Source organism: Helcococcus sp. SA-HE-C1 (genome assembly GCF_985670335.1).
The window spans coordinates 823,851-836,943 of record NZ_OZ484652.1; the positions used below are offsets into that span (position 1 = coordinate 823,851).

Below are 13,093 nucleotides of genomic sequence, written 5' to 3' on the forward strand. Positions count from 1 at the left end.
ATTATTCCTTTCCTTTCAGACTTTCTATATATTTATCATATAAGTCGGGTCTTTTATTCTTAGTGTTTTCAATACTATTTTTAATTTGCCATTCTTTAATTAATTTATGATTACCAGAAAATAATACTTCTGGTACCTTATGCCCCCTATATTCTCTGGGTCTAGTAAAATGATCGTGCTGTAATAATAAGTTGTAATGTGAATCCGTTTTATATGATTCATCATTTCCAAGTACACTGTCTATAAGTCTTGTAACTGTATCTATCAAAACCATTGCTGGAATTTCTCCTCCGGTTAAAACATAATCTCCAATTGATATTTCTATATCAACATAATTATTAATCACTCTAGAGTCAATTCCTTCATAATGACCACATAATAATATCAAATGTTTTTCTCTAGATAAATCTATCGCCAATGACTGATTAAGTACTCTTCCTTGAGGACTTAAAAATATAACTAATGATTCATCTGTTCTAACACTTTCTATGGCATCGATTACAGGTTGACATGTCATCAACATACCAGCTGAGCCGCCATAAAGTTCATCGTCAACATTTCTATGTTTATTTATCGAAAATTCTCTTATGTCAATTCTATTAATATTTATAATATCGTTTTGTATCGCTTTTCCAATTACTCCATATTCATCTAAAAAATTAAATGAATTGGGAAATAAAGTAAGGATGTCTATTTTCATTACATACCTTCTATTAGCTTTACATCTATCTTGTTATTTTCGACATCAATATTTAATATAAATTCATCAACAGCTGGAATTAAAATATCTCTATCTTCTGCTCTAACTGTATATACGTCATTTGCTTTGTATGAATCTATATTGATTAATTTACCAATTAATTTGTCATTTTCAAAGACATCCATTCCAATTAAATCAATGTAATAATATTCATCTTCAAGATCAATCAAATCTTCATCAGAAATATAAATTGATTTTCCCTTAAATTTTATTACATCATTTATATTGTCATAGTTTTTCAATTTTACAATAAATGAATTTTTATGAAATCTTGATTTTTCAATAATAACTTTTGTTTTTTCAATAAAATAATTAATATCTCTATTAAATTCTTCAGCACCAGTTCTAATAATTTTTAACTCACCTATAATTCCATGAGTGTTAACTACATCACCAACTTTTATATAATTCATATTATTCTTTTGCATCAATCACTAGATTAACTTTTTTTTCTTCTTTAATAGCGCAAGCCTTTAATATGAATCTATAGAATTAGCAATTTTACCTTGCTTTCCTATTACCTTACCCATGTCTTCACTATTCACTAGTAATTTTATATCTACAATTCCACCATCTGTTGTTACATCTACTTGTACGTCCTCTGGATGATTTACTAGGACTTTTGCGATATATTCTACTAAATCATTCATTATTCTTCGTCCGATGCTTCTTCAGTTGACTCTTCAACTTGTTCTTCAGCTTTTGCTGCGGCTTCAGCTTCTTGTTTTGACTTTTCTTCAGCTTCTAATCTTTCTTTTTCTTCGGCTTCTAATTTTAATCTTAGTTCTTCAGCTTCTTTCGCTTTTTTTTCTGCTTCTGCTTTTTTCTTTTCAGCAACTTTTTCTGCTAAATCTTCAAAGTCTGTTTTTAATAATCTTGCTACTGTTGTTGTTGGTTTTGCACCTACTCCTAACCAATACTCAACTCTTTCACTGTTAATTTTGAATTCCTTTGGTTCTGAAATTGGGTTATAGTATCCAATTTCTTCGATGAATTTACCATCTCTTGGAGATCTTTCATCTGCTACTACAATTCTGTAAAAAGGTCTCTTCTTAGCACCTAATCTTTTCATTCTAATCTTTACTGCCATATCCTATCCTCCATTTTAATTATATAAAAGGAAACTTAAATTTTCCTTTTTTAGATTTCTTTTTGAATCCACCCATTTTTTTCATCATTTTTCTGGTTTCTTCAAATTGCTTTAGTAATTTATTTACATCTCCTATTGTTGTACCTGAGCCGTTTGCAATCCTTTTTTTTCTAGAATTGTTGATTAATGTAGGTTTCTCTCTTTCTTTTTTTGTCATAGATTTAATTATCGCTTCGATTCTATCTATTTGTTTAGAATCAAAATTAAAACCTTTGAGTGCTTTTTGATCTACACCTGGTATCATTTTAATTAAATCTTCGAGAGGTCCCATATTTTTCATTTGTTCTATTTGTGAAAGAAAATCATTGAAATTGAATGTTTGATTTTTTAATCTTTCTTCAAGTTCTTTAGCTTTTTCTTTATCGATTGCTTGTTCAGCTTTTTCAATTAGTGATAAAACATCTCCCATTCCTAAAATTCTAGATACCAATCTATCTGGATGAAATTGTTCCAAATCTCCCATCTTTTCACCAACACCGATGAATTTTATAGGTTTATTTGTCACTGCTCTTATTGAAAGTGCAGCACCACCTCTTGAATCACCATCAAGTTTAGTCATCAAAATACCAGTTACATCTAATTCTTTATTAAAAGTTTCAGCAACATTTACAGCATCTTGACCAGTCATAGCATCAACTACTAAAATAGTTTCAGTTACATCTACTGCTTCTTTGATAGATTTAAGTTCTTGCATAAGCTCTTCATCAATATGCAATCTACCAGCAGTATCAAGTATAACTATATCATTTCTATTTTTCTTAGCTTCTTCAATCGCTCTTTTTGCTATTTCTACTGGACTGATTTTTCCTAAAGAAAAAACAGGTACATCTACTTGCTTACCTACAACTTTTAGCTTGATCGATAGCAGCAGGTCTATATATATCTCCTGCAACAAGTAATGGTTTTTTGTTTTTCTTTTTTAAATGTAGAGCTAACTTACCCGTTTGAGTTGTTTTACCTGCACCTTGTAAACCACACATTAAAATAACTGTTGGTGATTTTGATGATATTTTAAGGTCTTGTTCTTCATCGCTCATTAAATTTATTAGCTCTTCATTTACAATTTTAACAACCATTTGTCCAGGAGTTAAACTCTGCATAACCTCAGCACCTAAAGCTCTATCTTTAACTTTAGCTACAAAACTCTTTACAACCTTAAAATTAACGTCTGCTTCTAACAAGGATAGACGAATTTCTCTCATTGCTTGGTCAATATCTTTTTCAGAAAGTTTACCCTTTCCTCTAAGATTTGACATTAAGTTTTGAAGTCTTTCTGATAAATTTTCAAACATTTAGCACTTCCTATACTAGTTTTGATTTGATCTCATATATTAATTTTAGATATTTACTGTATTTATAATCATCTAAATCTTCGATCAAGTTTTTGTCTAAAATATCAATTAATTCACTTAAACTAATCATTTTTTTATATAAACCGAGATTTTCTTCAAAATTCAATAATGTCCTCTCAGACCTTTTTAAATTTTCTGAAATACTCTGTTTTGAAACACCCATCATATCGGCTATTTCTGTAATTGATAAATCTTCTAAGTAATATTTTTCAATTGATTCAGACTGTGTTTCTGTTAATAATCCTCCATAATATTCATATAGAATTCCTATTTCCACATTTTTGTCCATCTTTACTCCTGTCAAGGTTTTTCATTGACACTTGTATATATTAGTATATTTCATCAATAAAGTCAATTTATTAGAAATATTTTTAGTTCATCTAGATAAAATATATAATTTTTGAAACAATTATTTATTAATTTTGTATAGATTTAATATACTTCCTAAAAATGACATTAAAATGAATGTAAACATATGTACTATAATATGCTCCATCTTTAGTATATTTTCTACTGAGATTTTTGTTAAAAATGGAAATATATATATTAAAACTACTCCAATTAATGAAGCTATTATAGAAATTAAAATTGATTTTATAATACTATTTTTCTTTAATAATTTTTCCAAATAGCTTGCACATGTAAAAATTGAAAATAAAAATGCTATTCTTACAACATCTACTCCACTATTACTTGACTCATTAGAAAAATTGTATATTGGAAATGATACTATAGATACGGATATCAATAACACAATTATTGTTCCTATAACTATTTTTTTATTTTTTAATAAAGTTGACACTTTTCCTCCTTTATAGTTTCCTAGTCGACTTACTCTTTCAATGTATTATATCATACTAATATCTAAAGTTGATTTACATTAAATTGTTCAAATGTATTCACCTCAGTATTTCTATAATTTTTATAAACTTTTTATTGTGTTTCATTATATATTAACTGTTTATTTTTCTTTATATCGGTAAATTTAACACTATTTAGATTGATTATAAATTTTTTAAAAATAACGGTTATAAAATATTAATAAATATTTTAACCACAAAAAGATTAGAAACTTACATCTGTTTCTAACCTTTTTCGATAACTCAATGCTCTATTCTATCCAATTAATTTAATAAATTCCTTGATAAATGCTGGTATATCATTAGGATTTCTTGATGTAACTATGTTTTTATCTACAACAACCTCTTCATCAACCCAATTGGCACCTGCATTAATTAAATCTGTTTTAATTGTAGGTGTAGATGTTAGTTTTACTCCATCAAGATTTAAACTTTCTGCTAACATCCAACCTGCATGACATATTGCGGCAACGGGTTTTCCTTGCTCATATAATTCTTTAACAAATTTTACAGAATCTTCAGACCTTCTCATATAATCAGGTGAGAATCCTCCTGGAATTATCACACCGGCAAAATCATTTGCACTAATATCTCTAGATGCTACATCACTTTTTTTAGTATAGCCTGACTTTGATTTATAAATTTTATCTGCTTCTGTACCGACTAATACTACTTCATAATCTTCTCTTAGTCTATGGTATGGTGCTATTAATTCTTCTTCATCAAATAAATTTTCAACTAATATTGCTATCTTTTTCATATCCATCTCCTTATTTTTGTATCAACTTCTTTATATATTTATACCCAAATACATTGATTTTAATTATTAGTCTAATGTAAATTTTGTTTTTAAATGCAAGTCTCTTTGTGGGAAAGGAATTTCAATGTTATTTTCGTTAAGTTTCTTAAATATCATAAAATTGGCTGCTGACCTTAATTTAATACCTTGTTTTGGATCCGAAGTCCATAAGAAAAGTTCAAAATCTAAAGATGAATCTCCAAAATTCTTAAAAAATACAAAAGGTTTTGGATTCAAAATTACTGCACTATATTTTTTTTGCATTTCATCAGCAACTTCCATTAATATTCTTTCAACCTCATCTACATTACTATCATATGAAACTCCAATAGGTAGAGTTAATCTAGTGATTGGCGAACCATGTGATAAATTAACAATTGAATTTTCTAAAAAATATGAATTTGGTACAATTATTCTTTTATCTTCTAAAGATTTTACAACTGTTGCTCTAAAATTTATTCTCTCAACGTCCACAACTTCATTATCAACAATTAATCTATCTCCAATTTTTATATGTGTACCAAACATTAGAATAATACCAGATACAAAGTTGGATGTAATATTTTGCAATCCAAACGCTAGTCCAACCCCTAATACTGAACCAAATACAGTTAAAGAATTTAGACTAAGCCCTAATGAATTTAATGAAACAATCAATACTATTACAATTGAAATAAATTTAATTATTGAATTAAATGTAAATCTAGAGTTTTCGTTCACACCATATTTTATATATATCTTATCCATTAATGTTACTATTAAAAGTTGTGATATTTTTGACGCTAGTATTCCTGCTAACGTAATTATAAGAATAAATTTCATATTGATTACAAAATTTTCTATTCTTATTATTTCAGTATTCATAAAAACTCTGTCACCAAAGAAATTTAAAATGAATATTATCATCATTGATATAAATATCCAAGATGTAAAGTTACCCTCAATATTTTTCTTATTTAACAAAGTTTTAATAAAGATTGTTATGACAAAAATAATTAAAATTGCAATTGATGCTTGTATATACTTATTATCAAGTAATTGTAATATATTATCCATATTTTCTCCTACTTACTTGTAAATAACGCATCAACAAATTTCTTTGAATCAAACTTTTCAAGATTATCTTTTTGCTCACCTATACCAATATATTTAATTGGAATATTATGCTCAACTTGTAACGGAAATACTACTCCACCTTTTGCAGTACCATCAAGTTTTGTAAGTACAATACCAGTAATTTCTGTTACTTTATTAAATTCTTTAGCTTGATACACTGCATTTTGTCCAGTTGTGGCATCTAACACTAATAAAGTTTCTTTATTTGCACTTGAATGTTCTCTATCAATTATTCTATTGATTTTTTCTAATTCATTCATCAAGTTTTTCTTATTATGAAGTCTTCCAGCAGTATCTATTATCAAAACATCTTTATCACTTGATTTTTGTGATTTAATTGCATCATATACTACTGATGCTGGGTCAGTTCCCTCATGATGTGAAACAATTTCAACATTTACTCTTCTTGACCACTCTGTTAATTGTTCTATTGCTGCTGCTCTAAATGTATCTGCGGCAGCAAGCATAACTGTTTTTCCTTCTTTTTGAAGATTATATGCTAACTTTCCGATGGTTGTAGTTTTTCCTACTCCATTTACACCAATCACTAGTATTATTGAAGGTTTTCCATTATAAATATTTAATTTATTATCTTTATTTTTTAATTCCAAATTATTCTTTAATATAATTTCAAGTTCAATCTTAATATCCTTAGTATTTCTGATATGTTTTTTAGCTACAACATCTCTCAATTCATCTATAACCTTGATTGTTGTTTCAACGCCAATATCAGCAGAAATTAATATTTCTTCTAACTCTTCGTATAATTCTTCATCAATAGTTGCTTTACCATTTATTAAATTGTCAAATGCAGAATTCATGGCGTCACGAGTCTTAAATAAGCCTTCTTTTAATCAATCAACGAATCCCGTCTTCTTAGGTTTATCTTCATACAATTCCGGTTTATTAAATGATTCTTGTACATTATTATTTAATGTGTTTTCTTCTTTATTTTGAAACTTATTTTTTTGTAATTCATTTTCAATTTTATCAAAATATTCTACTTCAATAAGTTCCGGTTCTAATTTTTTAACCTCGTGTTTTATTTCAGAGAAGTTTTCTATATTCTCTTTTTTAGATTCTTCTTTATATTCATTAAAATGATTTACACCTTCACCATGCAGCTCATTATCATGTAGTGATGAATTTTCAATATCTTTTTCATTAACGATAGATTTTTCTAATTCGTCCTTTATTTTTTCTTTTTCTTTATCTTTTTTCCCAAACCCAAATAATTTTTTAAACATATTCACTCCTTAGCTCTTGATACGCTTATTATATCATAAATGCTTTTTCTTATTATTAGATATTCTAAAACCAGAGACTTAATATCTCTGGTTTCATAGTTATTTCTTTTCATCAAAATCTTCTAGCATTAATGTTACAACTTTTGAAACTCCTTGCTCTTCAATTGTTACACCATATAGTATAGATGCCATTTCCATTGATTGTTTTCTATGGGTGATAATTATAAATTGAGACTTATCTACAAGTGATTTTAGATATTCAAAATATCTTCTAATATTTCCTTCATCAAGTGCCGCATCTATTTCATCAAGTACACAAAATGGTGCTGGATTTATCTCAAATATTGAAAATAGTAATGCAACTGCTGTTAGTGCCTTTTCTCCCCCCGATAAAAGTGTAATATTTTTCAATGATTTACCTGGAGGTCTAGCCGTGATATCTATTCCTGCTGTAAGTATATCATCATCATCTAGTTTTATTGTCGCTTCTCCTCCATTAAATAATGTAGAAAATATTTCATTGAATCTAATTTGAATCTTCTTAAAAGTTTCTTCGAATGTTTCCTTCATATCTCTTTCTATGTTTTTTATCATTTTAATTATATCATTTCTAGATATAACTAAATCTTCATATTGTTTTTGCATAAAGCTATATTCTTCTTCTACTTTAACATACTCTTCAATACTTTCGTAATTGAAGTATCCTATTTCTGAAAGTCTATTTTTTATATCTATAACTTCTTTTTTTGTTGCATTAATATATTCTAGATTTTCCAATTTTAAATTAAATTCTTCATCTGATAGAGAATATGTTTCCATATAATCTAATCTTAAATTTTTAATTTTATCTTCATTATTTTCAATTTTTAATTCGATACGATATTTTTCTTTCTCATTTTCTGAAATATTTTCTTTCAATTGATTAATTTTTATTCTATCGGATTTTATAGACTGCTTATCTAAAACAATTTTTTTATTCAATATATCTATATCTAAGACATCTCTATCAGTTGTTGATTCAAGATTATTTAACTCATCCTTTAATTCATCCAGTATATCTATAGAATTTTTTAATTCTGTAGATATTTTTTCACTGCTCTTAATACCAATTTTGATATCAGATTCTAAATTTTCAATTTCTATTTTAATGTTTTCTATTTCATTTTCTAATATAGATAAATCTCTAACTACTACATCTTTTTCAGAGTTAATTTTCACTAATTTCTTGTCTGATTCTAATTTTTGATTTAAATATTTTTCAAGGCTTATATTAATTTCATTTAATCTTTGAACATTTTCATCTATATCAGATTTAATTTTATCAATTTGTGAAAAATCTTTGATTTGTAATTCTTGATTAATTTTATTTAGACCTTCTTCATATTCACTAAGACGCTTATTATTAAATCCTATTTCTAATTTAACTTCTTGAATAGAACTAATTATAGAATTTTTTTGTGATAATAATTCAATATTTTTGTTATCTAAATTTTCAAGAGTATATAAAATTTCAGAAAGTAAATTTTTACTATTCTCAATTCTAGTATTAATTTTTTCTATTTCCGACTTTTTTATTTTAAGCTGTTTAGTTATTTCATCTAATTCTTTTTTTCTATTTAGAAGAGAATTGGATTCTTTTTTAAATGTATTACCACCTACCATAGAGCCCCATGAACTAATAATTTCCCCATCAAGCGTGATTATACGAAAACCTTTTGTTTCTTTTGACACTATGATCGCATCATCCATATTAGAAACTAAAATTGTTCTTGATAAGAAATGATTTATTATGCCATCAATTTTATTATCATTTTTAACTAAATCATTTAGTGTTCCTATCGACTTTGGATGATTTACATTGTGTCTATTTCCGCTAATTTTATTTATTGGTAAAAATGTAATTCGCCCAATATTATTTTTTTTAATATAATTAATAAGATATTTTCCATCGTCTTCATTATTAATAACTATATTTTGAAGAGAGGAGCCCAAGGCAACATCTACAGCTACTTTGTATTCATCTTCTACTTGAATTAAATCTGCTAACACACCAACAATTCTATCTGAAATATTATTATCTCTTTGTGCCGTTTGTAAAAGATTTTGAACAAATCTATAATACCCGTCATATGATTTATATTGTTTTTCTAATAAATCCTTTTTAGATTCTAATTTTATATATTCATCTTTTATAATGTCTTTTTTATTTAATAAAGATTTTATTTGTAAATTGTACTCCGTTCTCTTATCAATGCTTTCATTAATATAATTTCCATTTTTATCAAGCAATTCATTAATACTTTTTATATTATTTTCTTTTTCATTAAGATTTTTGTTTTTTTTCAAAATTAAAGATTTAAGTGATAAAATTTCTGATAAATAATTTTCTTTAAGTTTTTCATTACTTATATCAAGTTTTTCTTTTGTTGACTTATCAATTTGAAGATTCGATAGTATATTTTTATTTTTTTCTATAAAATCATTAATTTCATTTTTTTCATTAGTTAAAATTGATATTTCATTTTCAAACTTGCCTACCTGTTCTTTTATTTCTTTATAATTTTCATTGATATTTTCTTTTTTTTCTAATAAATCTTTATTCTCTTTAATCTTGTTTTCTCTAATATTGTTGAAATCAGAAAGTTTTTTATTTTTATTTTTTAAATCTAAAATGATTCTGTCTTTATCCTGATTAAAGAATTTAATTTTTTCATTTAATACATTTATTTCAGAGCTTATTGTTGATATTTTTTTATCTTTATTTATTTGTTGAGATCTTAAATTTAAGAGTCTATTTTCATCCTCTTCTATCTTATTTTCTAGGGGAAGAATATTTTGTTCTAAATTTTCTAAGATATCAATTTCTTTATTTAAGTTTAGATTTAACTCAATTAAATTTTCCTTATCTTTTATTAAATCTAAGGAGTATTTTTCAATTGACTTAAATAATAAATTTAATTCTAATTTCTCTAATTTTGAAGTAAGTTTTATGCCTTCCTTTGCGTTTTCAGACTGTTTTTGTAAGATATCAACTTCTTGCTTCTTAAGTTTTAATTCTTGCAATAAAAATTTAAGGTTTTCCTCATTTTTTACAAGTTTTTTTTCTGATTCACTTTTTTTATACTTATTTTTTGAAATACCACAGGCTCATCAAAAATATATCTTCTATCTTCATTCTTACCGTTTAATATTTCATCTATTTTCCCCTGACCTATCATAGAATAACCATCTTTACCTAGACCAGTATCTAAAAAGAGTTCTTTTATATCTTTTAATCTAACTGTAGCTTTATTTAGTAGATATTCACTCTCACCGGTTCGATATACTCTTCTAGTTACATTTACTTCATCAAATGCAATAGGTAAAGATTTATCGCTATTATCTAATATCAACGATACTTGTGCCATATTCATAGGTTTTCTTTTATCGGTACCTGAAAATATTACATCTTGCATATTTGAACCACGCAGCGATTTTGCTGATTGCTCTCCAAGAACCCATTTTATAGCATCTGCAATATTAGATTTTCCATATCCATTCGGTCCAACAATAGCCGATATTTCTTTATTAAAATGCAATTTTGTTTTTTCTGCAAAACTCTTAAACCCGTATAATTCAACGTATTTTAATTTCATATTATCTTCCTAAAATATTCCTCTAAAAGAATTGTAGCAATTCTACCAATTATATTGATAAATTTGCTACATTTTTTAGATAAGTCTTAAATTTTCTAATGCATTTTTAGCCGCCATTTGTTCGGCTAATTTTTTATTTTTACCATTTCCACTTCCTAATAATTTTCTACCATAATACACATCTATATAGAAAATTTTATCATGCGATGGGCCTTCTTCTTTTTGTAGCTGATATTCACAGTTAATATTTTTAGTTTTATGCAAATGTTCTTGTAAAACAGATTTATAATTTTTAACATTATTTTTATTTTTTTGGGATTTTATTTCTTTTACTCTTTTACCTATAATTTCATAAATAAAAGTATAAACAACAGAATATCCTCCATCTAAATACATTGCTCCATTTAAAGCCTCAAATGCATCCGATTTTATTGATGGTTTATTTCTCCCATTTGTTTTTTCTTCACCTTTACCTAAAAGCAAATAATTTGATAAATCTATATAATCAGCTAATTCTGCAAATCCCTCTTCACAGACTAGGCTTGCTCTAAGTTTTGTTAAGTAGCCTTCATCTTTGATTGAAAATGTTTTGTAAAGTATTTCAGTGTATACCAACTCAAGTACTGCATCACCTAAAAATTCTAATCTTTGATTATCCTTTCCTTTAGTTGTTGAATGCTCATTTGTGTATGATGTATGAGTTAAAGCTAAATTTAATAAATTTTTATTCTTAAATTCATAGTTTATTGTCTTTTCTAGATTATTTAATTTTTTTAATCTGGACTGTAATATTTCCATACTTAAAATTATTTTTGTTTATTTTCTATTAGTGCAATAATATCATTAACTGATTTTAATTTATTTAATTCTTTTTCTGAAATTTCAACATCAAACTCTTCTTCAATTGTCATAATAAAATCTAATAATGCAATCGAGTCTAAATCATATTCTTTAGTAAAATCTGCATCCAAATTTACATTATCTAACATCAATTCATCACTTGCTAATTCTAAAATTCTTTCTCTTACCATAAATTTTCCTCCATTTTTTTATTTGTATTACTCATTATAAATTCTTCGGCCTTAAAAATTGCGTATTTTATTGCTTCTCTATTTGAACTACCATGAGCCTTAAACAATGGCTTATTTATACCCAATATTACTCCAGCTCCAACTTTTTTATAATCGTATTTATCTTTAACAGCCTTCAACGCTGGTTTCATTAATAACGCACCTAATTTAACTAAGAAACTACTTTCTACTTGCTCTTTAATTTCATCAAATAAAACTGATGCAGCACCTTCAGTCGCCTTTATCATCATATTTCCAGCAAATCCATCAGTTACTATAACATCTGCTTTCCCCGAAAGGAAATCTCTTGGCTCAATGTTTCCCATAAAATTAATCTTATCATTTTGTTCTAACAATTCATAAGCTGACTTTGATAAACTATCTCCCTTACCTTTTTCAGTTCCTATATTTGCTAGATATACTTTTGGATTTTTCTTTCCAATAAAATTTCTTGAAGTTATGGATCCCATTATTGCAAATTGGTCCAGCATCTCCGGTTTTGAATCAACATTTGAGCCACTATCAACTAATACCGTCACGCTTTTTTGTTTATTTGGTACAAATGTAGCAAGTGTTGATCTTTTTACACCATTTATTCTTTTAGTTATAAAGATACCACCTGCAAGCAGTGCTCCTGTACTTCCTGCAGATAAAAAGCCGTCACCATCTTCATTTAACTTATTTAATCCTAAAGTTAAACTAGAATTTTTCTTTCTTCTTATTGATTTAGCCGGATCTTCTTCGTTACTTATATAATCATTTGTGTCAATAAATTCAAATCTTTTTAATTCAACATTCTTTTCTTTCAATATTTCTTTTGCTAAATTTTCAGGACCAACCAAAACGAAGTTAAACTTTGTCTTTTCTAGAGAGTCTATTACACCATTTATTATCTCTTTCGGACCTAAATCAGCACCCAATAAATCAACTATTAATTTCATATAATCTCCATTTCATATATTTTATATAATACCATATATGAACATTTATATAAAACAAAATATAAATTGAAATTCGATTATATTAATTTCTAAAATTTTAATACAATATTAGCTAATTATAGAATATACTTTAAGGTAATAAATACGAAATGTAAATTCCGTA

The 13,093-nt window shown here is 26.4% G+C and carries 14 protein-coding genes and 2 pseudogenes; all 16 read right to left on the reverse strand.

Annotated elements, in window-relative coordinates:
• Position 1: 1 nt before the first annotated feature.
• Positions 2 to 700 (reverse strand): tRNA (guanosine(37)-N1)-methyltransferase TrmD, encoded by a 699-nt coding sequence (gene trmD / locus AC4KN9_RS04335; protein ID WP_491017417.1) that lies wholly within the window; start codon positions 698 to 700, stop codon positions 2 to 4.
• Complete coding sequence (gene rimM / locus AC4KN9_RS04340; protein ID WP_491017418.1) at positions 700 to 1,173, reverse strand: ribosome maturation factor RimM; 474 nt, start codon at positions 1,171 to 1,173, stop codon at positions 700 to 702. The genes trmD and rimM overlap by 1 nt, the downstream gene beginning before the upstream one ends.
• 60 nt (positions 1,174 to 1,233) lie before the next feature.
• On the reverse strand, positions 1,234 to 1,410 hold the full coding sequence (locus tag AC4KN9_RS04345; RefSeq protein ID WP_491017419.1) for a KH domain-containing protein: 177 nt from the start codon (positions 1,408 to 1,410) through the stop codon (positions 1,234 to 1,236).
• A gap of 209 nt (positions 1,411 to 1,619) precedes the next feature.
• A pseudogene (gene rpsP, locus AC4KN9_RS04350) lies at positions 1,620 to 1,850 on the reverse strand (30S ribosomal protein S16); the annotation flags it as partial.
• Positions 1,851 to 1,869: 19 nt separating this feature from the next.
• Positions 1,870 to 3,202, reverse strand: a pseudogene (gene ffh / locus AC4KN9_RS04355) (signal recognition particle protein).
• A gap of 10 nt (positions 3,203 to 3,212) precedes the next feature.
• Positions 3,213 to 3,551, reverse strand: coding sequence for a YlxM family DNA-binding protein (ylxM, locus tag AC4KN9_RS04360; protein ID WP_491017420.1), 339 nt, complete (start codon positions 3,549 to 3,551; stop codon positions 3,213 to 3,215).
• Between the two features lie 120 nt (positions 3,552 to 3,671).
• On the reverse strand, positions 3,672 to 4,064 hold the full coding sequence (locus AC4KN9_RS04365) for a hypothetical protein (RefSeq protein WP_491017421.1): 393 nt from the start codon (positions 4,062 to 4,064) through the stop codon (positions 3,672 to 3,674).
• Positions 4,065 to 4,378: 314 nt separating this feature from the next.
• Entirely contained in the window at positions 4,379 to 4,882 is a 504-nt protein-coding gene (locus AC4KN9_RS04370; protein WP_491017422.1) for a type 1 glutamine amidotransferase domain-containing protein, read from the reverse strand.
• 66 nt (positions 4,883 to 4,948) lie between these two features.
• The gene (locus tag AC4KN9_RS04375) at positions 4,949 to 5,977 is read right to left on the reverse strand and encodes a mechanosensitive ion channel family protein (RefSeq protein WP_491017423.1); all 1,029 of its coding nucleotides are present in this window, start codon (positions 5,975 to 5,977) and stop codon (positions 4,949 to 4,951) included.
• 8 nt (positions 5,978 to 5,985) lie between these two features.
• Positions 5,986 to 6,858, reverse strand: a complete 873-nt coding sequence (gene ftsY / locus AC4KN9_RS04380) for a signal recognition particle-docking protein FtsY (RefSeq protein WP_491017424.1) — start codon at positions 6,856 to 6,858, stop codon at positions 5,986 to 5,988.
• Between the two features lie 33 nt (positions 6,859 to 6,891).
• A complete protein-coding gene (locus tag AC4KN9_RS04385; protein ID WP_491017425.1) occupies positions 6,892 to 7,284 on the reverse strand; it encodes a hypothetical protein in 393 nt (130 codons plus the stop codon).
• A gap of 99 nt (positions 7,285 to 7,383) precedes the next feature.
• Positions 7,384 to 10,347 carry a coiled-coil domain-containing protein gene (locus AC4KN9_RS04390; protein ID WP_491017426.1) on the reverse strand — a complete coding sequence of 988 codons (2,964 nt, stop codon included), beginning with the start codon at positions 10,345 to 10,347 and terminating at the stop codon, positions 7,384 to 7,386.
• A 26-nt stretch (positions 10,348 to 10,373) separates the two neighbouring features.
• Positions 10,374 to 10,919, reverse strand: a complete 546-nt coding sequence (locus AC4KN9_RS04395; protein WP_491017427.1) for an AAA family ATPase — start codon at positions 10,917 to 10,919, stop codon at positions 10,374 to 10,376.
• Positions 10,920 to 10,994: 75 nt separating this feature from the next.
• The gene (gene rnc / locus AC4KN9_RS04400) at positions 10,995 to 11,717 is read right to left on the reverse strand and encodes a ribonuclease III (protein ID WP_491017428.1); all 723 of its coding nucleotides are present in this window, start codon (positions 11,715 to 11,717) and stop codon (positions 10,995 to 10,997) included.
• Between the two features lie 8 nt (positions 11,718 to 11,725).
• Positions 11,726 to 11,950, reverse strand: a complete 225-nt coding sequence (locus AC4KN9_RS04405) for an acyl carrier protein (RefSeq protein WP_491017429.1) — start codon at positions 11,948 to 11,950, stop codon at positions 11,726 to 11,728.
• Positions 11,944 to 12,930, reverse strand: coding sequence for a phosphate acyltransferase PlsX (gene plsX / locus AC4KN9_RS04410; protein ID WP_491017430.1), 987 nt, complete (start codon positions 12,928 to 12,930; stop codon positions 11,944 to 11,946). The genes AC4KN9_RS04405 and plsX overlap by 7 nt, the downstream gene beginning before the upstream one ends.
• Between the last annotated feature and the right edge of the window lie 163 nt (positions 12,931 to 13,093).